Here is a 26,346-nt window from a genome sequence, read left to right as displayed (position 1 = left end):
CGACATTCGATTTGCTCGGTATGCGTCTGTTTCTAACGCACTTGGTCAGCTCTCTTGAGTCGTCACTTAAGGTCTGGATCGACGGGCGCGGCGGTTAACCGCCAGATGCCGAACGGCAGATGCGCCGGGTCGATACGCATCCACTGGGTCTTGCCGTACCAGGTCCAGCGGTGGCCGTTCATCAGGTCTTCGCCTTGGGTATGGGCGTCGTCACGCAGGCCCAGCTCCCATAACGGCAGCTCGAAGTGCGCTTCCTGCGGGTGATGCGGGTCGAGACTGATGGCGACCAGGATGAAATTGCTGCGGTCCTCGGTGCGTTTGCCGAAGTAGAAGATGTTGTCGTTCCACGCCAGATAGGGCTGGAAACCCAGGTGCGTCTGCAGCGCTGGGTTCTGCCGGCGGATGCGGTTGAGCTGGGCGATCTCGGCGACGATGTTGCCGGGTGCGTGGTAGTCGCGCGGGCGGATCTGGTACTTCTCCGAATCCAGGTATTCCTCCTTGCCGGGAATCGCCGCCGCCTCGCACAGCTCGAAGCCGGAATACATGCCCCACAGCCCTGAGCCCATGGTCGCCAGCGCGGCGCGGATGAGAAATCCGGCGCGGCCGGAGTCCTGCAGGAAGAACGGATTGATGTCCGGCGTGTTGACGAAGAAGTTCGGCCGGTAGCAGTCGCGCAGCGGCGCTTCGTTGAGTTCGCTGAAATACTCGGAAAGCTCCGCCTTGCTGTTGCGCCAGGTGAAGTAGGTGTAGCTCTGGCTGAAGCCGACCTTGCCCAGGCGCGCCATCATCGCCGGCCGGGTGAACGCCTCGGAGAGGAACATCACGTCCGCGTCGCGCTCGCGGATATCGGCGATCAGCCATTCCCAGAACGGCAACGGCTTGGTGTGCGGGTTGTCGACGCGGAAAATCTTCACGCCCTGCTCCACCCAGTGCCAGACCACGTCGCGCAGGGCGAGCCACAGGTCAGGCATGGCGTCTTCGGCGTAGAAGTCGACGTTGACGATGTCCTGGTACTTCTTGGGCGGATTCTCGGCGTACTTGATGGTGCCGTCCGGGCGCCAGGAGAACCAGCCGGGATGCTCCTTGAGCCAGGGGTGGTCCTGCGAGCACTGGATGGCGAAATCCAGCGCGATCTCCATGCCGTGCTCGGCCGCCGCGGCGACCAGCGCGCGGAAGTCTTCATGGGTGCCGAGCTGCGGGTGGATGGCATCGTGGCCACCGTCCTCGCTGCCGATGGCATAGGGGCTGCCGGGGTCATTGGGGCCGGCCTCCAGGCTGTTGTTCGGTCCCTTGCGGAAGGAACGGCCGATGGGGTGGATCGGCGGGAAATACAGCACGTCGAAGCCCATGTCGCGGATCGCCGGCAGGCGCTTGATCACGTCGCGCAGGGTGCCGTGGCGGTTGGGGTCGTCGGTTTCCGAACGCGGGAACAGCTCGTACCAGCTGGCGAACTGCGCGCGCGTACGCTCCACCTCCAGTGCAAAGATCGGGCTGTGGCTGCAATGCTCGCGCGGGTCGGCATCGGCCATGACCGCGGCGGTCTCCTGCGCCAGCAACAGCGAAACCCGCTCGTCCTCCAGATGCGCCATCTGCAGGCGATGCAGCAGGTCGTCGAGCATCGCGCGGGTTTCGCCCTGGGCACGCTCGGTCGCACGCTGCAGGTGCAACCGCCCTTCTTCCAGCTCCACGCCGATCGGCACGCCGGCCGCGTGTTTCTTCGACAGTTCATAGCGATAGCTCTCGAACACATCCCACCAGGCTTCGATGCGAAATTCGTGCGCCGCCACCTGCGTCGGCGTGAACTGGCCGGACCAATGATCGTTACCCAGCAGCTTCAGGCGCGCCCGCCGCCAGCTCTCCTCGCCACGTGCCCGCCAGCACACCGAGGCGGCCAGCTGGTCGTGGCCATCGGCGAAGATGCGGCTGGTCACCGTCACCGGCTGGCCGATGATCGCCTTGGCCGCGAACCGGCCGTTCTCCACCACCGGCTCGGTGGATTCGATGGCGATACGCCCCATCTGCAGGGCTTCTTCGAGGCGCGGGTGAAGGGCGTGTGCATCGGTCATCGGCGGGCTCCTGTGCGTTGCGTTGCGGCACGCACCGGCCGACAGGCACAAGGCAGTCGGTTGCACGGGTGGCCGCAAGGACCGTCCGCATGGTGCGGACTCCCTTCTTCCGAGCCGAGGCCGGGCGGAAAAGTTCAGGCCGCGCGGCCCTGCGCTACCAACGGCAGCGCCCGCCCGTCGCGCATACCGTGCCTGGCGATGACCGGCTGGAACCACCGGATGCCCGCCACCTCCATCGCTATGGCTATGCTCGTTCAGCAGCATCCGGCAGGAGGACTTCCATGACCCACGCACGCCCCGATATTCCGCAGCCCGATCCGGTGGTCCACGACAAGCCCGGCGATGTGCCGCAGGTGCCCTGCCCCGATGAGCTGGACGAGAACACACCCGGCTCGCCCTATGGCGGCCAGACCGTCGCCGACCCGGACGACCAGCAGCCCAGCTAGGTCTCGTGCTCGCGGCCGTCGCGACTGGGGTGCGGCAGCCGCCTGCTAGACGCCGGGCAGCTGCCCAAGCGCCGCCGCAAGGTTCTGGCGGGTCGAGCGGTAATCCGCCCAAGGATCGTCGGTGAGTGTTGCCAGCCGCTCGCCGAGGTTGCGGATGTGCCACTGATTCGCGCCATCGATGCGCGCCAGCTCGGCGCGCTGCAACGGTACCGAAACCGCCAGCCCCGGCCGTGCCCGCACCGAATAGGCGGCCACGGTGCTGGCGCCCTTCTGGTTACGCAGGTAATCGACGAAGATCCGGCCGACGCGGTTCTGTGGTCCCATCTTGTCGACGATCAGCGTCGGCGCCTCGTGCGCCAGACGCTCACTGACCGCGCGGGCGAACTGCCGCACCCGCTCCCAGTCATGCCGGCGGTCGATCGGCACCACCACGTGCATGCCGCGCCCGCCGCTGGTCTTGATGAACGCCCGCAGGCCGAGCGTGTCGAGCAGTTGCAGCGTCAGTTCGGTGGCTTCGACCATGCTCGACCATGGCAGCGCCGGATCGGGGTCAAGATCGAAGATCACCCGGTCGGGTCGCTCGATGCGGTCGCTGCGGGCGTTCCAGGTGTGGAATTCGATGCTGCCCATCTGCACCGCCTCGATCACCGCCGTGATGCTGTCGGCCTGCATCAGCCGAGCATGCTCGGGATCGAGCGCGCGGTCGAGCAGGCGCATGTGCGGCATCTTCAGCCGCCCGCAGTGGCGCTGGAAGAAGGTTTCTCCGGCAAGACCCTCCGGCGCGCGAACCAACGACAGCGGCCGCCCCCCGAGCTGCGGCAGCAACCATTCGGCAACGCCGAGGTAATACTCGGCCAGCTCGCGCTTGCTGACGCCACTGGCGGCATCGATGACCCGCTGCGCACTGCTGATGCCCACGCCGCCGACCTGCGGGCGGCCCGTATTCTTGCGCGGCGCGCGCATGCCGGCCGTCATCCGGCCTTCTTGCGAGGCGTGGTTTTGCGCGGCTCGCTTGCGGCGGATTTGCCCGCCCGGGAGGTGGTGCTCTTCGGCTTGGCCTTGCTCGACGGCTTGGCCTTGGCGGCCGGCTTCTCGCCTTCGTCAGCATCGTCCTCGGCGTCATCTGCTGCTGAACGGGCCTTGCCCGGCTTGGCAGCCAGGCTGCGCTTGAGCAGTTCGGTGAGGTCGATGACGTCCGCTCCACGCCGGTCCACGGCCTCCTCCGGCCCGCCGACGGCTTCGAGCTTGCCTTCGTGGGCCTTTTTCTCCACCAGATCCATGATCTGGTTCTGGAAGGTGTCCTTGTACTGCTCGGGCTTCCATTTCTCGCTCATGTCCTCGACCAGCCGTTTGGCCATCTCCAGTTCGCGTTCGGCCAAGTCGGGATCGAGCGCTTCGTCCTTCAGCTCCAGATATTCCACGCCACGCACTTCCTCGGCCCAGCGCAGGGTATTCATCACCAGCGCCTTGCCCAGCGGCATTACCACCGCCAGGTGCTGCTTGTTGCGCAGCACCACGTTGGCGATGCCGACCTTGCCGGTCTGGATCAGCGTCTCGCGCAGCAGCGCGTAGACCTTCTCGCCGCGCCGGTCGGGCGTCAGGTAATACGGCGTGTCGATGTAGAGAAAGGAAATGTCCTTGGCATCGACGAAGGCAACGATGTCCACCGTCTGCGTCGCCTTGGGGTGCGCCGCCTTGATCTCGTCATCGCTGAGCACGATGTAATGGCCCTTCTCGTACTCGATGCCCTTGACGATGTTTTCGCTGTCGATGTCCTCGCCGGTGGTCTTGTTGATGCGCTTGTAACCGACGCGGTCCATGCTGCGCTTGTCCAGCCAGTCGAAATCGATGCCGGTGCGCGTGGTGGCCGGCACCAGCGCCACCGGGATGTGCACCAGACCGAAACTGACGGCCCCCTTCCAGATCGTGCGAGGCATGGCGATTCTCCCGAATGTGAACGGTCAGCCGTTGACCACCGTACCGCCGTTGACGTGCAGCACCTGCCCGCTGACGTAGGACGAGTCGCTGCTGGCGAGGTAAACGTAGGCCGGCGCGACTTCCTCCGGCTGGCCGGGGCGCTTCATCGGCACGTTGCTGCCGAATTCGGCAACCTTGTCCGCATCGAACGTCGACGGGATCAACGGCGTCCAGATCGGCCCCGGCGCCACGCCGTTAACGCGGATGCCGCGCTCGGCCAGATGCATGGCCAGCGCCCGGGTGAAACCGACGATGGCTCCCTTGGTCGAGGAATAGTCGATCAGCATCGGATTGCCCTTGTAGGCCGTCACCGAGGTGGTGTTGATGATCGAAGCCCCTTCCGGCAGGTGCGGCAGCGCGGCCTGGGTCATCTGGAACATGCCGAACACGTTGGTGCGGAAGGTCTTTTCCCACTGCTGCTGGCTGACGTCCTCGAAGCGCTCCTGCGGGTGCTGTTCGGCGGCATTGTTGACCAGGATGTCGAGCCGGCCCAGCTGCGCCAGCGTTTCGTCGACCACCCGGCGACAGACGTCCTTCTCGGCCACGTCGCCGGCGAAGGTCAGACAGCGGCGGCCGTGCTGTTCGACCACCTTGCGGGTTTCTTCGGCGTCCTGGTGCTGATCGAGGTAGAGAATCGCCACGTCCGCCCCTTCGCGGGCGAACAGCACCGCCACCGAGCGGCCGATACCACTGTCACCGCCGGTGATGATCGCCACCTTGCCGGCGAGCTTGCCGGCGGCCTTATAGTCATCGCCGCGGTATTCCGGGCGCGGATGCATCAGCCCTTCCTTGCCGGGTTCGGGTTGCTGCTGCGGCGGCAGGGTCTGGTTGTCGGCCATAAAAAATCCTCCGTCAAGGTAAGTAACCTGTCTTCGGAGGACTTGGCGTGCGGTGGAAAAGTTTCTACGCCGCGATGAGAGGGCCTGTTACAGCGTCAGCACGACGCGGCCGCGCGGCACGCCGCTCTCCACGTAGCGGTGGGCCTCGACGACCTGCTCGAAGCGGAACGGCCGGTCGAGCTGCGGCTTGATCAGGCGGTCGGCGGTCAGCTGGTTGATGTGCTGCAGCGCGCGCTCGACGGCTTCGCGCTTCTGCTCGATGCCCAGCTCCGGCTGGCCGGTGAAATCGCACAGGCAGTGCAGGAAGAACTTGAAGTTCTTCTTGAACGCCGCGCAGGCCGGGAACGCCGTTTCGTTGCCGCCGTTCATGCCGTAGAGAATCAGTTTGCCCAGCGGGGCGATCACGTCGCCGAGCAGTTTCATCTGCGAGCCGCCGCAGGCATCAAGCACCACCTCGACGCCGCGACCGTCGGTAATCTTCTGCAGACGCCCGACGAGGTCTTCCTCTTCGGTGACGATGACCGTCTCGGCGCCCAGCTCGCGCAGGTAGGCGCGGTCTTCGGCGGTGTCGCAGGTGGCGATCACCCGCGCGCCCAGCGCCTTGCCGAGCTGCACGGCAGCCGGCCCGGTGCAGTGATTGGCCTGGGTGATCAGTACGTACTGGCCAGGCTCCAGCTGCGCCAGATCGACCAGCGCGAAATAGCTGATCAACATCGGCACGTAATGGATCGCCGCCTCGCTGGCATCGAGCATGTCCGGGTAATGCACCAGCGACTGTTGCGGCAGCAGCACCTGCTCGGCATACAACGGATACTGGTTGAGATCATGCGCGGGGAAACTCGCTACCCGGTCGCCGACGGCGAAGCCCTGCACATCCGCACCGACGGCGATCACCTCGCCGGCCACTTCGCTGCCCAGCCCGGCCGGCAGGCGTGCATGGCGTGGAGCCAGGTCCTGACGCCAGAGCACATCGTTCCAGCTCACGCCGATGGCGCGAACATCGAGCAACACTTCGCCCGGCCCCGGCACGGGCGTGTCGCGTTCTTCCAGACGTAGAACGTCGGCCGTGCCGAACTGGTGGAAACGGATGATGCGGGACATCGCGACCCCTCGCTTACTGCTTGTGCAGGTAGGACTCTATCGCCCCTACCGGGACAACTCCAGCCGGCGGCCCTGCATTCCGGTCGATAATCGCCATGCGTGCAAATGATGCGAAGGTGCATGTATCGACGCATGCGGCTCGTCGGTACGCGCAGTTACAAAGCGCAAAAGCGCTATGCCGATGCACCGCCGATCTGTCTAGAATGCAGCCCGGCCCGCTTCCGCCGGACTTCAAGCAGAAGAACAAGGTATGAACCGCAACGACCTGCGCCGCGTGGATCTGAACCTGCTGATCGTCTTCGAAACGCTGATGCACGAGCGCAGCGTCACGCGCGCGGCGGAAAAGCTCTTCCTCGGCCAGCCGGCCATCAGCGCCGCGCTGGCGCGCCTGCGCACGCTGTTCGACGATCCGCTGTTCGTGCGTACCGGGCGCAGCATGGAACCCACCGCCCGCGCCCAGGAAATCGCCCAGCTGCTGTCCCCGGCGCTTGATTCGATCTCCACGGCGGTCAGCCGCGCCTCGACCTTCGATCCTGCCACCAGCAACCAGGTATTCCGTATCGGTCTGACCGACGAGGTGGAATTCGCTCTGCTGCCACCGCTGCTGCGCCGCCTACGGGCCGAAGCGCCCGGCGTGGTGCTGGTAGTGCGCCGCGCCAATTACCTGCTAATGCCCGGGCTGCTGGCCTCTGGCGAGATCTCGGTGGGCGTGTGCTACACCGAGGAGCTGCCGGCCAACGCCAAGCGCAAGGTGCTGCGCCGGCCTCGGCCGATGCTGCTGCGTGCCGACAGCATTCCAGGCCCGCTCAGCTTCGAGGATTACTGCGCGCGCCCACACGCGATGGTCTCCTTCGCCGGCGACCTGACCGGCTACATCGACGAGGAACTGGCCCAGCACGGCTGCAAGCGCCGGGTGGTGCTGGCGGTGCCGCAGTTCAACGGGCTGTCCGCGCTGCTCGCCGGCACCGACATCATCGCCACCGTGCCGGACTACGCCGCCGCCGCGCTGGTGGCCCACGGCGGTCTGCGCGCCGAGTCACTGCCGTTCGCGACCAGCCAGGACTTCGAGCTCTCGATGGCCTGGCGCGGCGCCCAGGACAACGACCCCGCCGAGCGCTGGCTGCGCTCGCGCATCCAGATGTTCATCGGCGATCCCGACAGCCTGTAGGGTGGAAAACGGCGCAGCCTTTTCCACGCGCCTCCCCGCCCCAGCACGCCGTCACGCCTTTCTCGACTTCACTGCCGATTTCTAGCGCAGCACCGGACGCCAGCCGACGCAGCCAAGCGACACCGCAAATCGGTGGAAAAGACCTGGCGGTCGTTTTCCACCCTACCGTTATCGCGTGCTACTGATGATCTATGCGCAACCATCATCGCCAATGATATTCACCTTCGGCTCGTTCGATTTCTGCCAGCCGGATTGACCGCGCAGACTCCCGCCATCGACAAAACCCGACTTGCGGAGTCAAGCATGGACCGTTCGCTCTACGCCTTGCGTTTTCCCCTTCTGGCCCTGGTGGTGCTGGTCAGCGCCGCCTGCGGCAAAACACCGGAGGCCACCCAGTCGGGCATGCCGCCGCCCTCGGTCAGCGTGGCCGAAGTCATTGAACAGCCCGTGACCGAATGGGACGAAGTCACCGGCCGGCTGGAAGCGCCGGAATCGGTGGAAATCCGTCCGCGCGTCTCCGGCTTCATCGACAAGGTCGCCTTCGAGGAAGGCGCGCTGGTCAACAAAGGCGATCTGCTGTTCCAGATCGACCCGCGGCCGTTCCAGGCCGAGGTCAAGCGCCTGCAGGCACAGCTGCAGCAGGCCCGCGCCACGCAGCAGCGCACCGCCACCGAAGCCGAACGCGGCCAGCGCCTGCGGCAGAAGAATGCGATTTCCGCGGAACTCGCCGATGCCCGTGTCAGTGCCGCCAGCGAAGCGAAATCGGCGGTCGCGGCGATCCAGGCGCAGCTGGACAAGGCCCAGCTGGACCTGTCGTTCACCCGCGTCACCGCGCCCATCGACGGCCGCGTCGGCCGCGCGCTGATCACCTCGGGCAACCTGGTCAACGCCGGCGAGGCGCTGCTGACCACGCTGGTCTCCACCGACAAGGTCTATGCCTACTTCGAGGCCGACGAGCGCACCTATCTGAAGTATCGCGAGCTGGCCCGCGAGGGCGAGCGCGGCGAGGCAACGCCGGTGTATCTCGGCCTGTCCGACGAAGACGGTCACCCACACCTGGGTCGCATGGACTTCATCGACAACCAGGTCGACCCGCGCACCGGCACCATTCGCGGCCGCGCGGTGTTCGATAACCGCGACGGCCGCTTCACCCCCGGCCTGTATGCGCGTCTCAAGCTGGTCGGCAGCGCCACCTACGACGCCGTACTGATCAAGGACGTGGCGGTCGGTACCGACCTGGGCAAGAAATTCGTACTGGTGCTCAAGCAGGACGGCACGGTCGATTACCGCCCCGTCGAGCTAGGGCCGAAGCTCGAAGGGCTGCGCATCGTGCGCGCCGGGCTGGCGAAGGACGAAACCATCGTCGTCAACGGCTTGCAGCGGGTACGCCCGGGCAGCGCCGTGAAGCCGGAGACGGTACCGATGGCCGATGCCGAAACCCTGGCCGCGCTGAAGCAGCAGAACCGCGCGATCAGCGAGGCGATGAAGCCGCAAGTGGTCGAACGCAGCCTGGCGCGGCGCCCCAGCAGCTGAACGCCAGCCAACCGCTGACCTGAATCCGGCGCGTCTCGCGCCCATCCGATCGATCCGCCTGGGCGCGCCCGCCGCGCCCGTGCCCGGAGTGCGCCATGAATTTCTCGCAATTCTTCATCAAACGGCCAATCTTCGCCGCCGTGCTGTCGCTGGTGATCCTCATCGCCGGCGCCATCTCGCTGTTCCAGCTGCCGATCAGCGAATACCCCGAAGTGGTGCCGCCGACCGTGGTGGTGCGCGCCAACTTCCCCGGCGCCAACCCCAAGGTGATCGGCGAAACCGTCGCCTCGCCACTGGAACAGGCCATCACCGGCGTCGAGGGCATGCTCTACATGTCGTCCCAGGCGACCGCCGACGGCAAGCTGACGCTGACCATCACCTTCGCCCTGGGCACCGACCTGGACAACGCCCAGGTGCAGGTACAGAACCGCGTCACCCGCACCATGCCAACGCTGCCGACCGAAGTGCAGCGCCTAGGCGTGACGGTGGACAAGGCCTCCCCCGACCTGACCATGGTCGTGCACCTGACCTCGCCGGATAACCGCTACGACATGCTCTACCTGTCCAACTACGCTGCGCTCAACGTCAAGGACGAGCTGGCGCGGCTGGACGGCGTGGGTGACGTGCAGCTGTTCGGCCTGGGCAACTATTCCCTGCGCGTCTGGCTCGATCCGAACAAGGTCGCCCAACGCAATCTCACCGCCACCGACGTGGTCAATGCCATCCGCGAGCAGAACCGTCAGGTCGCCGCCGGTGCCCTGGGCGCCCCACCTGCGCCGGGCGCCACCGACTTTCAGCTGTCGATCAACACCCAGGGGCGCCTGGTCGACGAGGAGGAGTTCGAGAACATCATCGTGCGTGCCGGCGCCAACGGCGAGATCACCCGTCTGAAGGACATCGCCCGCATCGAACTGGGCTCCAGCCAGTACGCCCTGCGCTCTCTGCTGAACAACCAGCCGGCGGTGGCCATCCCGATCTTCCAGCGCCCGGGTTCCAACGCCATTGCCATCTCGGACCTGGTGCGCGAGCGCATGGCCGAGCTGAAGCAGGAGTTCCCCCAGGGTGTTGACTACGAGATCGTCTACGACCCGACCATTTTCGTGCGCGGTTCGATCGAAGCGGTGGTGCATACCCTGCTCGAGGCCATCGTGCTGGTGGTACTGGTGGTGATCCTGTTCCTGCAGACCTGGCGCGCGTCGATCATTCCGCTGGCCGCCGTGCCGGTGTCGCTGATCGGCACCTTTGCGGTCATGCACTTGCTCGGTTTCTCGCTCAATGCACTGTCGCTGTTCGGCCTGGTGCTGGCCATCGGCATCGTGGTGGATGACGCGATCGTCGTGGTGGAGAACGTCGAGCGCAACATCGGTCTGGGCAAATCGCCGGTAGAAGCAACCCGCCAGGCCATGAAGGAAGTGACCGGGCCGATCATCGCCACCGCCTTGGTACTCTGCGCGGTGTTCATCCCGACCGCGTTCATCTCCGGCCTCACCGGGCAGTTCTACCAGCAGTTCGCGCTGACTATCGCCATTTCCACGGTGATCTCGGCGATCAACTCGCTGACGCTGTCGCCGGCGCTGGCCGCGACCCTGCTCAAGGCCCATGACGCACCGAAGGACGGCTTCTCGCGGCTGCTCGACCGGCTGCTCGGCGGCTGGCTGTTCCGCCCGTTCAACCGCGTGTTCGATCGCGCCAGCCACGGCTACGTCGGCGTGGTGCGGCGCATTCTGCGCGGCAGTGCCGTGGCGCTGGTGGTCTACGTCGGGCTGGTGGGGCTGGGTTACATGGGTTTTGCCAGCACGCCGACCGGCTTCGTCCCTCCGCAGGACAAGCAGTACCTGGTCGCCTTCGCCCAGTTGCCGGACGCCGCCACCCTGGACCGCACCGAGGACGTGATCAAGCGCATGTCGGAAATCGCCGGTAAGCATCCGGGCGTGGAGAACACCGTGGCCTTCCCGGGCCTGTCAATCAACGGCTTCACCAACAGCACCAACAGCGGCATCGTCTTCACCCCGCTCAAGCCCTTCGATGAGCGCAAGGACCCGTCGCTCTCGGCCGGCGCCATCGCCGCCGACCTCAACGGCCAGTTCGCGCAGATCCAGGATGCCTTCATTGCCATCTTCCCGCCGCCGCCGGTACAGGGCCTGGGCACCATCGGCGGCTTCCGCGTGCAGGTGCAGGACCGCGGCAACCTCGGCTACGAGGAGCTGTACACCCAGGTGCAGAACGTCATCGCCAAGAGCGCGGACTATCCGGAGCTGGCCGGCCTGTTCACCAGCTACCAGGTCAACGTGCCGCAGGTGGATGCCGACATCGACCGTGAGAAGGCCAAGACCCACGGCGTGGCAATCGACGAGATCTTCGACACCATGCAGGTCTACCTCGGCTCGCTGTACGCCAACGACTTCAACCGCTTCGGCCGCACCTATCAGGTCAACGTCCAGGCCGACCAGAAGTTCCGCCTGGCGCCGGAGCAGATCGGCCAGCTGAAGGTGCGCAACAACCGCGGCGAGATGGTCCCGCTGTCGACCTTCGTCAACGTCACGGACAGCGCCGGCCCGGATCGGGTGATGCACTACAACGGCTTCCTCACCGCAGAGATCAACGGCGCCGCCGCGCCGGGTTACAGCTCCGGGCAGGCCGAGGCGGCCATGGAGCGCCTGCTCAAGGCTGAATTGCCGAATGGCATGAGCTACGAATGGACCGAGCTGACCTTCCAGCAGATCCTCGCCGGCAATACCGCGGTGTTCGTCTTCCCGCTCTGCGTGCTGCTGGCCTTCCTAGTGCTGGCCGCGCAGTACGAAAGCTGGAGCCTGCCGCTGGCGGTGATCCTGATCGTGCCGATGACGCTGCTCTCGGCGATCACCGGGGTGATCCTGGCTGGCAGCGACAACAACGTGTTCACCCAGATCGGTCTGATCGTGCTGGTGGGCCTGGCCTGCAAGAACGCGATCCTCATCGTCGAGTTCGCCAAGGACAAGCAGGAAGAAGGCATGGACCGCCTCGCCGCCACGCTGGAAGCCTGCCGCCTGCGTCTGCGGCCGATCCTGATGACCAGCTTCGCCTTCATCATGGGCGTGGTGCCGCTGGTGCTTTCCAGCGGGGCCGGCGCCGAGATGCGCCATGCCATGGGCGTGGCGGTGTTCAGCGGCATGCTCGGCGTGACCTTCTTCGGCCTGCTGCTGACCCCGGTGTTCTATCTGGTGATTCGCGCCTTCGTCGAGAAGCGCGCAGCGCGCAAAGCGGTATTCAAGGAGGCCCGCGCATGAAGTTCTTTGCCCTTTCCCTGCTAACTCTGGCTCTGAGCGCCTGCGCGGTCGGCCCGGATTACCGCGCGCCGCAACCGGAACCGGCACAGATCGAGCGTGCCGCCGCTGAAGGCTACGACCGCTCGCGGTTCGAAGCGGCCTGGTGGCGACAGTTCGACGACCCGACGCTGGATGCGCTGGTCAGCAAATCCCTCGCGGAAAACCGCGAATTGCGCATCGCCTATGCCCGCCTGCAGGCGGCGCGGGCGATCCGCGACGACATCAGCAACGACCGCCTGCCGACCGTCACGGCAGGTGCCCGCGCCGATATCGGCAAGGCGCAGCAACCGGGCGTCACCGAGCGACGGGTGAACAGCGAGCGTTACGATCTGGGCCTGGACATGATCTGGGAACTGGACCTGTTCGGCCGCATCCAGCGCAGTCTGGAGGCCAGCGAGGCACAGGCCGATGTCGCCGAGGCGGAGTTGTATCAGTTGCAGGTCAGCCTGATCGCCGAGCTGGTCGACGCCTACGGGCAACTGCGTGGCGCCCAGCTGCGCGAGCGCATCGCCCGCGACAACCTGGCCAACCAGCGCAACTCCCACGAACTGACCGAACAGCTGCGCGACGCCGGCATGGGCAGCGAACTGGACGTGCTCCGTGCCGATGCGCGGCTGGCGGCCACCGAGGCCAGCCTGCCGCAACTGCAGGCGCAGCAGACCCGCGCGCGCAACCGCATCGCCACCCTGCTCGGCCAGCGCGCCGATCAGCTCAGCGTCGATCTTGCGCCGCGCGAGCTGCCGGCGATTGCCAAGGCGTTGCCGATCGGCGATCCGGGCGAATTGCTGCGTCGACGGCCGGACATTCGCGCGGCCGAGCGCCAGCTGGCCGCGGCAACCGCCAATGTCGGCGTGGCCACAGCCGATCTATTCCCGCGGGTGAGCGTCAGCGGTTTTCTCGGCTTCATCGCCGGGCGCGGCTCGCAGATCGGCTCCAGTGCGGCACAGGCCTGGGGCGTGGCACCGAGCATCAGCTGGGCAGCGTTCGATCTCGGCAGCGTGCGCGCCCGTCTGCGCGGCGCCGAAGCCGACGCCGACGGCGCCTTGGCGAGTTACGAGCAACAGGTGCTGCTGGCGCTGGAGGAATCGGAAAACGCCTTCAGCGATTACGCCCGCGCGCAGGAGCGCCAGCTGTCGCTGCTGCGCCAATCCACGGCCAGCCGCGCCGCGGCGCAACAGGCGGCGATCCGCTATCGCGAAGGCACGGTGGATTTCCTCGTTCTGCTCGACGCCGAACGCGAACGTCTTGCCGCCGAGGACGCCCAGGCGCAAGCGGAGATCGAGGTCTACCGCGGCATCGTTGCGCTGTACAAGGCGCTTGGGGGCGGCTGGCAAGGCTGACGCATCCGGCAACCGGTCGAGGGCGTGCACGGGCACAGAATGTGATCTGGTGCCGCTCCCGCCCGGTTGAGCGTACAAAGCGCTTTCGATCGTCATCGGTCTTTGGCATAAGACTCGGCTGAAAGTCCAAAAGCATCCGCCTGGGCTGCCGACTGTGCCGACAGCTCAAGAAGCGGAGATTGCCAACCACCAAACAAAGAGTCTTTCATGAAGCCAATCGTTACCCTTGCTGGGCTTGTGCTGGCTGCCGCCAGCGCATTCGCTCAGGCCGAGCCTATCGTCATCAAGTTCGCCCACGTCGTGGCCGAAGACACTCCCAAGGGCAAGGGTGCACTGCTGTTCAAGCGCCTGGCCGAGGAGCGCCTGCCCGGGCAGGTGAAGGTCGAGGTCTACCCGAACTCGACGCTGGTCGGCGATGCAACCGAGATCCAGGCCCTGCGCGACAACGAAGTGCAGCTGATCGCCCCCTCGCTGGCGAAGTTCGAGCAGTACACCAAGCAGCTGCAGGTTTTCGACCTGCCCTTCCTGTTCGACGACATCGAGGCCGTCAATCGCTTCCAGAAGCGTGCCAAGGGCAGGCAGCTGCTGCGCTCGATGGAAGACAAGAACATCATCGGCCTCGCCTACTGGCACAACGGCATGAAGCAGCTCTCGGCCACCCAGCCGCTGCGCATGCCTGGCGATGCGGCCAATCTGGCGTTCCGCATCCAGCCCTCGGCGGTGCTAGAGGCGCAGTTCGGCGCCGTTGGTGCGACGACCAAGAAACTCGCCTTCGCCGACGTCTTCGGCGCGCTGCAGGCGGGCACGGTGCAAGGCGCCGAGAACCCGTGGTCGAACATCTACAGCAAGAAGATGCACACCGTGCAGCCGTACATCAGCGAAACCAACCACGGCGTGCTGGACTACATGGTGGTCAGCAACACGCGCTTCTGGATGGGCATGCCGCACAAGGTCCGCTTCGAGCTGGAAGCGATTCTCGATGAAGTGAGCTACGCGGTGAACCGCGAAGCCGAAGAGCTGAACCAGGCCGACCGCGAGCGCATTCGTCAGGCCGGCACCACGGAAATTATCAGCCTGACGCCGGAGCAGCGGCTGGCCTGGCGCGAGCGCATGCGTCCGGTGTGGCAGCAGTTCGAGTCGGACATCGGCGCCGACATCATCAAGGCGGCGCAGACGGTGAACCGCAAACAGCACAACTGAAATCGCCGCGCATAAAAAAACCAGGCTTCGGCCTGGTTTTTTTATGCCATCACTCACTCTTCTTGCGAATCCAGTACAGATAGATGTCAGCGTCCTGTTGCTGATCGACCAATTCATGGCCGAGAAAGACGCAGAACTTGGGAATATCGCGCTGGGTCGAGGGATCGGTGGCGATCACCTTGAGCACCGCACCGCCAGCCAGATCGCGGACCTTGTTGTGCAGCATCATCACCGGCTCGGGGCAATTCAGACCGCTGGCGTCGAGGACGGCATCGGCAGTCATTTCAACAGATTGGCTCATCACGGACTCCTGAAACAGGCCGGCATTGTGGCGCAAGCGCGCTGCCGGGTCATCCTCGGCCGATCGACCACGCAGCCGAAGCCCTCATGCATCAGGGGGAACCCCGGCTCGGCGCGGCAGGTCCAGTGATTGGCGAAACCCGTTGCGCGGGTCTAGCTTCAACAATCTGCCCTCAACGCCATGCTGGCGGGACTAAGGAGACCTGAATGCCTTCCCTGGATAGCCTGCAATGCCGTCGCAGCCTCGAGGCAGCGGGCAAGACCTATCACTATTTCAGCCTGCCGGCCGCCGCAGCGACGCTGGGCGAGATCGATCGCCTGCCGGTATCGCTCAAGGTGCTGCTGGAAAACCTCCTGCGCTGGGAGGATGGCGTCACGGTACGTCGCGAGGACTTCGTGGCCCTGGCGCAGTGGCTGAATACACGCAGTTCCGAACAGGAAATCCAGTATCGCCCGGCGCGGGTGCTGATGCAGGACTTCACCGGCGTACCCGCTGTGGTCGATCTGGCGGCCATGCGCGACGCGGTGGCCCGGGCCGGTGGCGATCCGCAGCGGATCAATCCGCTGTCGCCGGTGGATCTGGTGATCGACCACTCGGTGATGGTCGACCGTTTCGGCAACGATCAGGCCTTTGCGCAGAACGTCGCGATCGAGATGCAGCGCAATGGTGAACGCTACGAATTCCTGCGCTGGGGCCAGCAGGCCTTCGACAATTTCCGCGTGGTGCCGCCGGGCACCGGCATCTGCCATCAGGTCAATCTGGAATACCTGGGCCAGGTGGTTTGGACCCGCGACGAGGATGGCGATACCTACGCCTATCCAGACACGCTGGTCGGCACCGACTCGCACACCACCATGATCAACGGCCTAGGCGTGCTCGGCTGGGGCGTCGGTGGTATCGAGGCGGAAGCGGCGATGCTCGGCCAGCCGGTGTCGATGCTGATCCCGGAGGTCATTGGATTCCGCCTGACCGGCCGACTCAATGAGGGCGTCACCGCCACCGATCTGGTGCTGACCGTGACGCAGATGCTGCGTAAGCACGGCGTGGTCGGGAAGTTCGTCGAATTCTACGGTCCGGGTCTGGATCACCTGCCGCTGGCCGACCGGGCGACCATTGGCAACATGGCACCCGAATACGGCGCGACCTGCGGCTTCTTCCCGGTCGACCGGATCACTCTCGACTATCTGCGCCTGACTGGCCGCAGCGAAGAACGCATCGCGCTGGTCGAGGCCTACGCCAAGGCGCAGGGCATGTGGCGCGAGCACGACTCACCCGATCCGCTGTTCACCGCCACGCTGGAGCTGGAACTGAGCCAGGTACGTCCCTCCGTGGCCGGTCCCAAGCGCCCGCAGGATCGTGTCGCACTCGGCGATATCGGCGCCAGCTTCGACCTGTTGCTGGAAACCAGCGGCCGCAAGCCGCAGACCGATACCCCGTTCGCCGTCGCCGGCGAGAACTTCCTGTTGAAGCACGGTGCCGTGGTGATCGCGGCCATCACCTCCTGCACCAACACCTCCAACCCGAGCGTGCTCATGGCCGCCGGACTGCTGGCGAAGAAGGCCGTCGAGCGCGGCCTCAAGCGCCAGCCCTGGGTGAAGTCATCGCTGGCGCCGGGCTCGAAGGTGGTGACCGATTATCTGGAGCGCGCCGGGCTGACAGCCTATCTGGATCAGCTCGGTTTCAATCTGGTGGGCTACGGCTGCACCACCTGCATCGGCAACTCCGGGCCGCTGCCGGACGCAATCGGTCAGACCATTGCCGACAATGACCTAATCGTCTCGTCGGTGCTTTCCGGCAACCGCAACTTCGAAGGCCGCGTGCACCCGCTGGTCAAGGCCAACTGGCTGGCTTCGCCGCCGCTGGTGGTGGCGTTTGCCCTGGCCGGCACCACGCGCATCGACATGGAACGGGACCCGCTGGGCTACGACGCGCAGAATCAGCCGGTGTACCTGAGGGACATCTGGCCGAGCAGCGCAGAGATCGCCGCAGCGGTCGGCTGCATCGACGGCGAGATGTTCCGCAGCCGCTACGCCGACGTATCCACCGGCGACGAACACTGGCAGAAGATTGCCGTCAGCGCCGGCGATACCTATCAGTGGAATGCCGACTCCAGCTATGTGCAGAACCCGCCGTTCTTTACGGACATCGGCCATCCACCAGCCCCGCCTGCGGACATCGAGCACGCGCGGGTGCTCGCCGTGTTCGGCGACTCGATCACCACCGACCACATCTCCCCGGCCGGCAACATCAAGGCCAGCTCGCCGGCAGGCCTTTACCTGCAGTCGCTCGGTGTGCAGCCGGAGGATTTCAACTCCTACGGTTCGCGGCGTGGCAATCATGAGGTGATGATGCGCGGCACCTTCGCCAACATCCGCATCAAGAACGAGATGCTCGGTGGCGAGGAAGGCGGCAACACGCTGCACCAGCCCAGCGGAGAACGCCTGTCGATCTACGATGCGTCCATGCGCTATCAGGCCGAGGGCGTACCTCTGGTGGTGATTGCCGGCAAGGAGTACGGCACCGGCTCCAGCCGTGACTGGGCCGCCAAGGGCACCAATCTGTTGGGAGTGAAGGCGGTCATTGCCGAGAGTTTCGAGCGCATTCACCGCTCGAACCTGATCGGCATGGGTGTGCTGGCGCTGCAATTCGTTGGCGAGCAGACACGCCAGTCGCTGGGTCTGAACGGTACCGAACGGCTGTCGATTCGCGGCCTGGGTGCCGACATCCGACCGCACCAGCTGCTGACCGTGGAAGTTGTGCGCAGCGATGGCTCGCACGGCAACTTCCAGGTTCTGTGCCGCATCGATACGCTCAATGAAGTGGAGTACTTCAAGGCGGGCGGCATCCTGCACTACGTGCTGCGCCAGCTGATCGGCAGCTGAGGCTACAAAAAAACGCCGAGGTGATCCTTCACCTCGGCGCCCCGCCGTCCGTGACTGTTTCCCTGCTGGCTGCCGTGCCGATATTCGGCCGTTTCCATACGGCCCGATCCACATCCTTGAATCCGTCGCGATGATCCCACCCGCACCGGTGAGCCCCGACGTGAGGCCAAGTTAATCATCCGAGGATTGCAGGAATATGACCCTCTCGGAGGGTTTGCGTATTTTTTGCTCAAGAACCCGCGCCCCCCGCCGATCCCCTGACACAGCCTGAAAGCGAAAAACTCATATAAATCAAAAAGTCAGGCGAGCGTTTTCTTTGATTTCTGCCGACGTGAGACCCAATGCGTAACAACCAGCCTGTCACCCAGCGTGAATACGCCTTTCCGGACCAGCAGCGTCTGGTTTCCACGACCGACCTCAAAGGCCGGATCACCTATTGCAACGATATCTTCGCCGAGGTCAGCGGTTTTGTGCGTGAGGAGCTGATTCGCGCGCCGCATAACCTGATTCGTCACCCCGACGTGCCGCCAGCCGTATTCGCCCACATGTGGGCCACCCTGCAGCAGGGCAAGCCGTGGATGGGCATCGTCAAGAATCGCCGCAAGAACGGCGATCATTACTGGGTCGACGCTTATGTAACGCCCGTTCTGGACAGCCAGCGCAGCGTTATCGGTTACGAATCGGTGCGCACCAAACCGAGTCGTGAACAGATTCAGCGCGCCGAAGCGCTCTATGCGCGCATCAATGCCGGCAAGAGCGGCGTGCCGCGGCGCGATCACTGGCTGTCGGTTGCGACCAAATGGCTGCCGTTCATTCTGGTCAGCCAGATCGGTTTCATGATCGGCGCCTGGCTCGATCATTCGCTCGGCTTCGCGCTGGCAGCACTTCTTTCGATACCGCTCGGCCTGGCTGGTCTGCACTGGCAGCAGCGTGGCCTGATGCGCCTGTTGCGTCTGGCCGCGCAGTCCACCAGCGACCCGCTGATCGCCCAGATGTATACCGACAGCCGCGGCGTCGAAGCGCAGCTGGAGATGGCGATATTGAGCCAGCAGGCGCACCTCAGGACGTGCCTGACCCGCCTGCAGGACAGCGCGGTACAGTTGCAGGAGCAAGCGAAGAAGGCTGATTCGCTGGCACACAGCTGTTCGAATGGCCTGGCGCAACAGCATCAGGAAACCGAACAGGTCGCTACCGCGATCAACCAGATGGCGGCGACCACCCAGGAAGTCGCCGCCAATGTCGCCCTCGCAGCCGAAGCCACCCGGCATGCCAGCCAGCTCACCGTGCAAGGTCGGGACGTCGCCGCCGAAACCCGCGCGGCGATCCAGCAATTATCCGCGTCGGTGGCACGCACCGGCGAGGCGGTTGACCGCCTCGCGCTCGACAGCAACGAGATCGGCACCGTGGTCGATGTGATCAAGAGCATCACCGATCAGACCAACCTGCTCGCGCTCAACGCCGCCATCGAGGCGGCCCGGGCTGGCGAGAGCGGGCGCGGTTTCGCTGTGGTCGCCGATGAGGTCCGGCAACTGGCGCGACGCACGGCCGACGCCACCGGCGAGATCCATCAGCTGATCGAGAAACTGCAGCAGCAGGCCCGCCATGCGGTCGAGACCACCGAGGAAGGTCGCATCCAGGCCACCCGGGGCGTCGAGCAGGTTGCCCAGGCCGATCAGGCACTCAGCGGCATCAGCGAGGCGATGAACAACATCATCGACATGACCACGCAAATCGCCTCGGCGACCGAGCAGCAGAGTGCCGTGGCCGACGAGATCAGCCAGAACGTCAGCACTATTGCCAGGCTGGCCGACCAGACGTCGGGGGATGCGCGCGACACGGCTCTGCTCAGCGAGGAATTGAGTTCGACCGCCGAAGGCCAGTACTCGCTGGTCGAGCGCTTCAACCGCTAGGGTTCCTCCGCGCGCAAAGCGTTCTGGTGGTCGGCCGGATGCTGCGCGACGACGGATAGAAAGGTGGCGATCGCCTGCGCTGCGCTATCCAGGTGCTGCGCATGACTCAGCCCGGAGCTTTTCAGGGGCTTGAGATCGTGGTCGGCGGCGCTCAACCAGTGCAGCTGGATCATCGGCGAAAGCCGATAGCCTTCGACCGTGGCGCGATTGCCCAGTGCATCGCGCTCGCCCTGGAGAATGAGCGCAGGCGTGCGCAGCTCGGCCAGATGTTCGACGCGCGGCTTTTCCGGCCTGCCCGCAGGGTGGAACGGATAACCCAGGCACACCAGCGCGTCGGCGCCCAGTTCATCGGCCAGCAAACTGGCCATCCGCCCGCCCATCGACTTGCCTCCGATAGCCAACGGCCCTGTGGCCTGCTGTCGCACCAGCGCATGCTGTTCCCGCCATTGCTGCAGCAACTGCGGCTGCCGCTCGGGTGGGCGCTTGCGCCCCGTCGTGCGTCGTTCGGCCATGTAGGCGAATTCGAAGCGATATACCGCAACCCCGCGCGCCGCAAGGCGTTCAGCCATCTGCTGCATGAACGGACTGTCCATCGGCGCACCGGCACCGTGCGCCAGAATCAACGTTGCGAACGCTTCGTCGGACGGCCGCGTCCAGAGCCCGGAATGCCCCTGCGCGGCCTGCGTGTATTGACCAGCGTCAATACCGGCAAATTGCCCTTTCCCCATCCTTGCCCCCGCTTTCCTAGGAAAGAAAAAACTGCTCATTACCCGTGGATGGAAGCCCATACATGAACACAGCAACCAGTACCGCCTACCATTACAAGGTGGTCCGCCAATTTGCCATCATGACGGTGGTGTGGGGAATCGTCGGGATGGGGCTCGGCGTTTTCATCGCAGCGCAATTGGCCTGGCCATTCCTGAACCTTGACCTACCGTGGACCAGCTTCGGTCGTCTGCGTCCTTTGCACACCAACGCGGTGATCTTCGCCTTCGGCGGCTGTGCTCTGTTCGCAACTTCCTACTATTCGGTCCAGCGCACCTGTCAGACCACCCTGTTCGCGCCGAAACTGGCAGCGTTCACCTTCTGGGGCTGGCAACTGGTCATCCTGCTCGCCGCAATCTCCCTGCCGCTGGGCTTCACCAGCTCCAAGGAATACGCCGAGCTGGAATGGCCGATCGACCTGCTGATCACCATCGTCTGGGTTGCCTACGCGATCGTGTTCTTCGGCACCCTGGCCACGCGCAAGGTCAAGCACATCTATGTCGGTAACTGGTTCTTCGGTGCCTTCATCCTGACCGTGGCGATTCTGCACATCGTCAACAACCTGGAAATCCCGGTCAGCGCGATGAAGTCCTACTCGCTGTACGCCGGTGCGACCGACGCGATGGTGCAGTGGTGGTACGGCCACAACGCCGTGGGCTTCTTCCTCACCGCCGGCTTCCTCGGGATCATGTACTACTTTGTGCCGAAGCAGGCCGAGCGTCCGGTGTATTCCTATCGCCTGTCGATCGTGCACTTCTGGGCACTGATCACCGTCTACATCTGGGCCGGCCCGCACCACCTGCACTACACCGCGCTGCCGGACTGGGCGCAGAGCCTGGGTATGGTGATGTCGCTGATCCTGCTCGCACCGAGCTGGGGCGGCATGATCAACGGCATGATGACCCTGTCGGGTGCCTGGCACAAACTGCGTAGCGACCCGATCCTGCGCTTCCTGGTGGTATCGCTGGCGTTCTACGGCATGTCGACCTTCGAAGGTCCGATGATGGCGATCAAAACCGTCAACGCCCTCTCCCACTACACCGACTGGACCATCGGCCACGTACACGCCGGCGCCCTCGGCTGGGTCGCCATGGTGTCGATCGGTGCGCTGTACCACCTGATTCCGAAGGTCTTCGGTCGCGAGCAGATGCACAGCATCGGCCTGATCAACAGCCACTTCTGGCTGGCTACCATCGGCACCGTGCTCTACATCGCCTCGATGTGGGTCAACGGCATCGCCCAGGGCCTGATGTGGCGCGCGATCAACGAAGACGGCACGCTCACCTACTCCTTCGTCGAGGCACTGGAAGCCAGTCACCCCGGCTTCGTAGTCCGCATGATCGGTGGTGCGATCTTCTTCACCGGCATGCTGGTGATGGCCTACAACACCTGGCGCACCGTGCAGGCTGCCAAGCCGGCCGAGTACGACGCTGCCGCGCAGATCGCCTGAGGAGCCTAGGGAATGAAATCGCACGAAAAACTCGAGAAGAACGTCGGTCTGCTGACCCTGTTCATGATCCTGGCCGTGAGCATCGGTGGTCTGACTCAGATCGTTCCGCTGTTCTTCCAGGATGCGGTCAACGAGCCGGTCGAGGGCATGAAGCCTTACACCGCGCTGCAGCTGGAAGGTCGTGACATCTACATCAAGGAAGGTTGTGTCGGCTGCCACTCGCAGATGATCCGTCCGTTCCGCGCCGAGACCGAGCGCTACGGCCACTACTCCGTTGCGGGTGAAAGCGTCTACGACCATCCGTTCCTGTGGGGCTCCAAGCGCACCGGTCCGGACCTGGCTCGCGTCGGCGGCCGCTACTCCGACGACTGGCACCGTGCCCACCTGTTCAACCCGCGCAACGTGGTACCGGAATCGAAGATGCCGTCCTACCCGTGGCTGGTCGAGAACACCCTCGACGGCAAGGACACCGCCAAGAAAATGCAGGCGCTGCGTACTCTCGGCGTGCCTTACACCGACGAAGACATCGCCGGCGCACGGGAAGCCGTCAAGGGCAAGACCGAGATGGACGCCATGGTGGCCTATCTGCAGGTCCTCGGCACCGCGCTCACCAACAAGCGTTGAACCGTTACGCCTAAGAGAGACGACGGTTGCGTGGCAACCGTCAGGGACTTAAATCGCGGACAGCCAGAGTGCCTCGGGCTGTCCAGGAGTAGCACATGAGCACATTCTGGAGTGGATACATCGCCCTGCTAACGCTGGGCACCATCGTCGCTCTGTTCTGGCTGATCTTCGCCACCCGCAAGGGTGAATCGGCCGGTACGACCGACAAGACCATGGGTCACTCTTTCGACGGCATCGAGGAGTACGACAACCCGCTGCCCAAGTGGTGGTTCATGCTGTTCATCGGCACGCTGCTGTTCGGCATTCTCTACCTGGTGCTCTACCCCGGTCTCGGTAACTGGAAGGGCGTGCTGCCGGGCTACGAGAACGGCTGGACCCAGGAAAAGGAATGGCAGCGTGAAATGGACCAGGCCGAGCAGAAATACGGCCCGATCTTCGCCAAGTATGCATCCATGAGCGTCGAGCAGCTGGCTCAGGATGAACAGGCGCTGAAAATGGGTAGCCGCCTTTTTGCCAACTATTGCGCCATCTGCCACGGCTCCGATGCCAAAGGCTCGATGGGCTTCCCCAACCTGGCCGACCACGAGTGGCGCTGGGGCGGCGAGCCTGACGCGATCAAGGCCAGCATCCTCAATGGCCGCATCGGTGCCATGCCGGCCTGGGGTCAGGTGATTGGCGAAGAAGGCGTGGCGAACGTGGCAGCCTATGTGCGCGCCGAACTCGCCGGTCTGCCGCTGCCTGAAGGTACGCAAGCCGATCTGGCCGCTGGCAAGGCTGTCTTCGCGCAGAACTGCGTGGCTTGCCACGGTGCAGCTGGCGAGGGAATGGCAATGCTCGGCGCGCCCAAGCTGACCAACCCGGCTGGCTGGATCTACGGTTCGAGCCTGGGGCAGCTGCAACAGACCATCCGCCACGGTCGTAACGGGCAGATGCCGGCGCAGCAGCAGTACCTGGGCAATGACAAGGTGCACCTGCTCGCCGCTTACGTTTACAGCCTGTCACAAAAACCGGAACAACTCGCCCGCCAGTGAGTCTCAAGGGGCGGTACACTCGGACCGCCCTCTTGACCTTGTCCCGACACAAGTTTTTCTCGCCTGCGACGTTCTGTCGCAGGCGCGTCGACCAGCCGCACTACCCCCCTTCCGCACTCACGTCCTAAGCTTTGCCGATTGGTCCGCCGAGCCCCCGCAACTACGCGAAAACGCCGGAGATCAGCGCACCGGAACGGCGCAAAAACGACCTTGTAGAACGTCTGGAAAACGCTTGGATTCTGGGTTTTGACGCGTTGCGAGCGCCCCGCAGCCGTTTGCATTGCCCCCCTGCTTTATCCATACTCGCCGCCGTTTTTGCCTTTGAAAATGCCATTAGCGTGGAAGCCTTTGCATGAGCACAGCAATAAGTGAGTCTGCTTATAACTATAAGGTGGTCCGCCAATTCGCCGTCATGACGGTGATCTGGGGGATCGTGGGGATGGGTCTGGGTGTGCTGATTGCCGCACAATTGGTGTGGCCTTCGCTCAACTTCGATCTGCCGTGGACAAGCTTCGGTCGACTGCGACCGCTGCATACCAACGCGGTGATTTTCGCCTTCGGCGGTAGCGCACTGTTCGCCACCTCCTATTACGTGGTTCAGCGCACCTGCCAGGCGCGCCTGTTCTCCGACAGCCTCGCAGCCTTCACCTTCTGGGGTTGGCAGGCGGTGATCGTCCTCGCGGTCATCACGTTGCCGCAGGGCTTCACCAGCTCGAAGGAATATGCCGAGCTGGAATGGCCGATCGACATCCTCCTGGCCATCGTCTGGGTTTCCTACGCGCTGGTGTTTTTCGGCACCATCATGAAGCGCAAGGCCAAGCACATTTATGTGGGTAACTGGTTCTTCGGTGGCTTCATCTTGGTCACGGCGATGCTGCACATCGTCAACAACCTGGAAATCCCGGTCAGCTGGTTCAAGTCCTACTCGATCTATTCGGGCGCTACCGATGCGATGGTGCAGTGGTGGTACGGCCACAACGCCGTGGGCTTCTTCCTGACCACCGGCTTCCTCGGCATGATGTACTACTTCGTGCCGAAGCAGGCCGAGCGTCCGGTGTATTCCTATCGCCTGTCGATCGTGCACTTCTGGGCGCTGATCACCCTTTATATCTGGGCCGGCCCGCACCACCTGCACTACACCGCGCTGCCGGACTGGGCGCAGTCGCTGGGCATGGTGATGTCGATCATCCTGCTGGCACCGAGCTGGGGCGGCATGATCAACGGCATGATGACCCTCTCCGGCGCCTGGCATAAGCTGCGCACCGACCCGATCCTGCGCTTCCTGGTGGTCTCGCTGGCGTTCTACGGCATGTCGACCTTCGAAGGTCCGATGATGGCGATCAAGACCGTCAACGCCCTCTCCCACTACACCGACTGGACCATCGGCCACGTACACGCCGGCGCCCTCGGCTGGGTAGCGATGATCACCATCGGTTCGATGTATCACCTGATCCCGAAGGTCTTCGGTCGTGAGCAGATGCACAGCATCGGCCTGATCAACGCGCACTTCTGGCTGGCCACCATCGGCACCGTGCTCTACATCGCCTCAATGTGGGTCAACGGCATTACCCAGGGTCTGATGTGGCGCGCGGTCAACGAAGACGGCACGCTCACCTACTCCTTCGTCGAAGCACTGGAAGCCAGCCACCCCGGGTTCATCGTCCGCGCTCTGGGCGGTGCGTTCTTCCTCGCCGGCATGCTGCTGATGGCTTACAACTCCTGGCGCACCATTCGTGCCGCCAAGCCAGCCCAGTACGACGCTGCCGCGCAGATCGCTTGAGGAATCGAATCTAAATGAAACAGCACGAGAAACTAGAGAAGAACATTGGTCTGCTGACCCTGTTCATGATCCTGGCAGTGAGCATCGGCGGCCTGACCCAGATCGTTCCGCTGTTCTTCCAGGATGCGGTCAACGAGCCGGTCGAGGGCATGAAGCCCTACACCGCGCTGCAGCTCGAAGGCCGTGACCTGTATATCCGCGAAGGCTGCGTTGGCTGCCACTCGCAGATGGTCCGTCCGTTCCGCGCCGAGACCGAGCGCTACGGCCACTACTCCGTTGCGGGTGAAAGCGTCTACGACCATCCGTTCCTGTGGGGCTCCAAGCGCACCGGTCCGGACCTGGCTCGCGTCGGCGGCCGCTACTCCGACGACTGGCACCGTGCTCACTTGTTCAACCCGCGCAACGTGGTACCGGAATCGAAGATGCCGTCCTACCCGTGGCTGGTCGAGAGCACCCTGGATGGCAAGCACACTGCCCGGAAGATGGAAGCGCTGCGCACCCTCGGCGTGCCCTATACCGACGAAGACATCGCCGGTGCTCGGGATGCCGTCAAGGGCAAGACCGAAATGGACGCCATGGTGGCCTATCTGCAGGTCCTCGGCACTGCACTCACGAACAAACGGTAACG

Annotated in this window: 20 protein-coding genes; 13 read left to right on the top strand and 7 right to left on the bottom strand. The window is 64.4% G+C overall.

Going from position 1 to position 26,346, the window contains the following annotated elements; all coding sequences use genetic code 11:
• Nucleotides 1–62 precede the first annotated feature (62 nt).
• Nucleotides 63–2,066, bottom strand: coding sequence for an alpha-1,4-glucan--maltose-1-phosphate maltosyltransferase (locus AC0ZJQ_RS09270; protein WP_476477716.1), 2,004 nt, complete (start codon nucleotides 2,064–2,066; stop codon nucleotides 63–65).
• Between the two features lie 281 nt (nucleotides 2,067–2,347).
• Here AC0ZJQ_RS09270 and AC0ZJQ_RS09265 point away from each other — a divergent pair, with 281 nt between their 5' ends.
• Nucleotides 2,348–2,512: a hypothetical protein gene (locus AC0ZJQ_RS09265; RefSeq protein ID WP_476477715.1), complete on the top strand. Its 165-nt coding sequence runs from the start codon at nucleotides 2,348–2,350 to the stop codon at nucleotides 2,510–2,512.
• Nucleotides 2,513–2,557: 45 nt separating this feature from the next.
• Here AC0ZJQ_RS09265 and ligD read toward each other — a convergent pair whose 3' ends face one another.
• The 4 genes from ligD to AC0ZJQ_RS09245 all read right to left on the bottom strand — a co-directional run bounded on the left by ligD (nucleotide 2,558) and on the right by AC0ZJQ_RS09245 (nucleotide 6,429).
• Nucleotides 2,558–3,487: a non-homologous end-joining DNA ligase gene (ligD, locus tag AC0ZJQ_RS09260; protein ID WP_476477714.1), complete on the bottom strand. Its 930-nt coding sequence runs from the start codon at nucleotides 3,485–3,487 to the stop codon at nucleotides 2,558–2,560.
• Nucleotides 3,484–4,449, bottom strand: coding sequence for a non-homologous end joining protein Ku (gene ku / locus AC0ZJQ_RS09255; protein WP_476477713.1), 966 nt, complete (start codon nucleotides 4,447–4,449; stop codon nucleotides 3,484–3,486). Before ku ends, ligD begins: the two co-directional genes overlap by 4 nt.
• 24 nt (nucleotides 4,450–4,473) lie before the next feature.
• Nucleotides 4,474–5,328 carry an SDR family oxidoreductase gene (locus tag AC0ZJQ_RS09250; protein WP_476477712.1) on the bottom strand — a complete coding sequence of 285 codons (855 nt, stop codon included), beginning with the start codon at nucleotides 5,326–5,328 and terminating at the stop codon, nucleotides 4,474–4,476.
• 87 nt (nucleotides 5,329–5,415) lie between these two features.
• Entirely contained in the window at nucleotides 5,416–6,429 is a 1,014-nt protein-coding gene (locus AC0ZJQ_RS09245) for a zinc-dependent alcohol dehydrogenase family protein (RefSeq protein WP_102828399.1), read from the bottom strand.
• A 250-nt stretch (nucleotides 6,430–6,679) separates the two neighbouring features.
• Here AC0ZJQ_RS09245 and AC0ZJQ_RS09240 point away from each other — a divergent pair, with 250 nt between their 5' ends.
• The 5 genes from AC0ZJQ_RS09240 (at nucleotide 6,680) to AC0ZJQ_RS09220 (ending at nucleotide 14,975) form a co-directional block, all read left to right on the top strand.
• Nucleotides 6,680–7,597 carry a LysR substrate-binding domain-containing protein gene (locus tag AC0ZJQ_RS09240; protein WP_165595490.1) on the top strand — a complete coding sequence of 306 codons (918 nt, stop codon included), beginning with the start codon at nucleotides 6,680–6,682 and terminating at the stop codon, nucleotides 7,595–7,597.
• 303 nt (nucleotides 7,598–7,900) lie between these two features.
• On the top strand, nucleotides 7,901–9,130 hold the full coding sequence (mexE, locus tag AC0ZJQ_RS09235; protein WP_155552741.1) for a multidrug efflux RND transporter periplasmic adaptor subunit MexE: 1,230 nt from the start codon (nucleotides 7,901–7,903) through the stop codon (nucleotides 9,128–9,130).
• Between the two features lie 95 nt (nucleotides 9,131–9,225).
• A complete protein-coding gene (locus tag AC0ZJQ_RS09230) occupies nucleotides 9,226–12,396 on the top strand; it encodes an efflux RND transporter permease subunit (RefSeq protein ID WP_476477711.1) in 3,171 nt (1,056 codons plus the stop codon).
• Nucleotides 12,393–13,775, top strand: coding sequence for an efflux transporter outer membrane subunit (locus AC0ZJQ_RS09225; protein WP_476477710.1), 1,383 nt, complete (start codon nucleotides 12,393–12,395; stop codon nucleotides 13,773–13,775). Before AC0ZJQ_RS09230 ends, AC0ZJQ_RS09225 begins: the two co-directional genes overlap by 4 nt.
• 207 nt (nucleotides 13,776–13,982) lie before the next feature.
• Entirely contained in the window at nucleotides 13,983–14,975 is a 993-nt protein-coding gene (locus tag AC0ZJQ_RS09220; protein ID WP_476477709.1) for a TRAP transporter substrate-binding protein, read from the top strand.
• A gap of 49 nt (nucleotides 14,976–15,024) precedes the next feature.
• Here AC0ZJQ_RS09220 and tusA read toward each other — a convergent pair whose 3' ends face one another.
• On the bottom strand, nucleotides 15,025–15,276 hold the full coding sequence (gene tusA / locus AC0ZJQ_RS09215; protein WP_003289923.1) for a sulfurtransferase TusA: 252 nt from the start codon (nucleotides 15,274–15,276) through the stop codon (nucleotides 15,025–15,027).
• 206 nt (nucleotides 15,277–15,482) lie between these two features.
• Between tusA and acnA the strand changes: the two genes are divergently transcribed.
• Together acnA and AC0ZJQ_RS09205 are read left to right on the top strand one after the other, a co-directional pair.
• A complete protein-coding gene (gene acnA, locus AC0ZJQ_RS09210; RefSeq protein ID WP_476477708.1) occupies nucleotides 15,483–18,158 on the top strand; it encodes an aconitate hydratase AcnA in 2,676 nt (891 codons plus the stop codon).
• A 341-nt stretch (nucleotides 18,159–18,499) separates the two neighbouring features.
• A complete protein-coding gene (locus AC0ZJQ_RS09205) occupies nucleotides 18,500–20,068 on the top strand; it encodes a methyl-accepting chemotaxis protein (protein WP_314020159.1) in 1,569 nt (522 codons plus the stop codon).
• Here the strand turns inward: AC0ZJQ_RS09205 and AC0ZJQ_RS09200 are convergent.
• Complete coding sequence (locus AC0ZJQ_RS09200) at nucleotides 20,065–20,796, bottom strand: alpha/beta family hydrolase (protein ID WP_314020244.1); 732 nt, start codon at nucleotides 20,794–20,796, stop codon at nucleotides 20,065–20,067. The genes AC0ZJQ_RS09205 and AC0ZJQ_RS09200 overlap by 4 nt on opposite strands.
• Before the next feature lie 62 nt (nucleotides 20,797–20,858).
• Between AC0ZJQ_RS09200 and ccoN (AC0ZJQ_RS09195) the strand changes: the two genes are divergently transcribed.
• The 5 genes from ccoN (AC0ZJQ_RS09195) (at nucleotide 20,859) to ccoO (AC0ZJQ_RS09175) (ending at nucleotide 26,344) form a co-directional block, all read left to right on the top strand.
• Nucleotides 20,859–22,283 carry a cytochrome-c oxidase, cbb3-type subunit I gene (gene ccoN / locus AC0ZJQ_RS09195; protein WP_003289928.1) on the top strand — a complete coding sequence of 475 codons (1,425 nt, stop codon included), beginning with the start codon at nucleotides 20,859–20,861 and terminating at the stop codon, nucleotides 22,281–22,283.
• A 12-nt stretch (nucleotides 22,284–22,295) separates the two neighbouring features.
• Entirely contained in the window at nucleotides 22,296–22,907 is a 612-nt protein-coding gene (gene ccoO / locus AC0ZJQ_RS09190; RefSeq protein ID WP_003289929.1) for a cytochrome-c oxidase, cbb3-type subunit II, read from the top strand.
• A gap of 95 nt (nucleotides 22,908–23,002) precedes the next feature.
• Nucleotides 23,003–23,938 (top strand): cytochrome-c oxidase, cbb3-type subunit III, encoded by a 936-nt coding sequence (gene ccoP / locus AC0ZJQ_RS09185; RefSeq protein WP_003289930.1) that lies wholly within the window; start codon nucleotides 23,003–23,005, stop codon nucleotides 23,936–23,938.
• Between the two features lie 352 nt (nucleotides 23,939–24,290).
• Nucleotides 24,291–25,718 carry a cytochrome-c oxidase, cbb3-type subunit I gene (gene ccoN / locus AC0ZJQ_RS09180; protein WP_155552727.1) on the top strand — a complete coding sequence of 476 codons (1,428 nt, stop codon included), beginning with the start codon at nucleotides 24,291–24,293 and terminating at the stop codon, nucleotides 25,716–25,718.
• A 14-nt stretch (nucleotides 25,719–25,732) separates the two neighbouring features.
• Nucleotides 25,733–26,344, top strand: a complete 612-nt coding sequence (gene ccoO / locus AC0ZJQ_RS09175) for a cytochrome-c oxidase, cbb3-type subunit II (RefSeq protein ID WP_054093035.1) — start codon at nucleotides 25,733–25,735, stop codon at nucleotides 26,342–26,344.
• The last annotated feature ends 2 nt before the right edge of the window (nucleotides 26,345–26,346 follow it).

This window comes from Stutzerimonas sp. 21-1, assembly GCF_056336065.1.
Note: the sequence above shows the minus strand (reverse complement) of the source record. Positions and strands in the feature narration are given on the sequence as shown.

Bases quoted from the DNA above. Each gene is read 5' to 3' on its own strand.
- tusA (WP_003289923.1), bottom strand. From the start codon at position 15,276: ATGAGCCAATCTGTTGAAATGACTGCCGATGCCGTCCTCGACGCCAGC.
- ccoO (WP_003289929.1), top strand. From the start codon at position 22,296: ATGAAATCGCACGAAAAACTCGAGAAGAACGTCGGTCTGCTGACCCTG.
- AC0ZJQ_RS09200 (WP_314020244.1), bottom strand. From the start codon at position 20,796: ATGGGGAAAGGGCAATTTGCCGGTATTGACGCTGGTCAATACACGCAG.
- ccoO (WP_054093035.1), top strand. From the start codon at position 25,733: ATGAAACAGCACGAGAAACTAGAGAAGAACATTGGTCTGCTGACCCTG.
- ccoN (WP_155552727.1), top strand. From the start codon at position 24,291: ATGAGCACAGCAATAAGTGAGTCTGCTTATAACTATAAGGTGGTCCGC.
- AC0ZJQ_RS09240 (WP_165595490.1), top strand. From the start codon at position 6,680: ATGAACCGCAACGACCTGCGCCGCGTGGATCTGAACCTGCTGATCGTC.
- ccoN (WP_003289928.1), top strand. From the start codon at position 20,859: ATGAACACAGCAACCAGTACCGCCTACCATTACAAGGTGGTCCGCCAA.
- ligD (WP_476477714.1), bottom strand. From the start codon at position 3,487: ATGACGGCCGGCATGCGCGCGCCGCGCAAGAATACGGGCCGCCCGCAG.
- AC0ZJQ_RS09265 (WP_476477715.1), top strand. From the start codon at position 2,348: ATGACCCACGCACGCCCCGATATTCCGCAGCCCGATCCGGTGGTCCAC.
- AC0ZJQ_RS09270 (WP_476477716.1), bottom strand. From the start codon at position 2,066: ATGACCGATGCACACGCCCTTCACCCGCGCCTCGAAGAAGCCCTGCAG.
- AC0ZJQ_RS09250 (WP_476477712.1), bottom strand. From the start codon at position 5,328: ATGGCCGACAACCAGACCCTGCCGCCGCAGCAGCAACCCGAACCCGGC.
- AC0ZJQ_RS09205 (WP_314020159.1), top strand. From the start codon at position 18,500: ATGCGTAACAACCAGCCTGTCACCCAGCGTGAATACGCCTTTCCGGAC.
- AC0ZJQ_RS09245 (WP_102828399.1), bottom strand. From the start codon at position 6,429: ATGTCCCGCATCATCCGTTTCCACCAGTTCGGCACGGCCGACGTTCTA.
- AC0ZJQ_RS09225 (WP_476477710.1), top strand. From the start codon at position 12,393: ATGAAGTTCTTTGCCCTTTCCCTGCTAACTCTGGCTCTGAGCGCCTGC.
- ku (WP_476477713.1), bottom strand. From the start codon at position 4,449: ATGCCTCGCACGATCTGGAAGGGGGCCGTCAGTTTCGGTCTGGTGCAC.
- ccoP (WP_003289930.1), top strand. From the start codon at position 23,003: ATGAGCACATTCTGGAGTGGATACATCGCCCTGCTAACGCTGGGCACC.
- acnA (WP_476477708.1), top strand. From the start codon at position 15,483: ATGCCTTCCCTGGATAGCCTGCAATGCCGTCGCAGCCTCGAGGCAGCG.
- AC0ZJQ_RS09220 (WP_476477709.1), top strand. From the start codon at position 13,983: ATGAAGCCAATCGTTACCCTTGCTGGGCTTGTGCTGGCTGCCGCCAGC.
- mexE (WP_155552741.1), top strand. From the start codon at position 7,901: ATGGACCGTTCGCTCTACGCCTTGCGTTTTCCCCTTCTGGCCCTGGTG.
- AC0ZJQ_RS09230 (WP_476477711.1), top strand. From the start codon at position 9,226: ATGAATTTCTCGCAATTCTTCATCAAACGGCCAATCTTCGCCGCCGTG.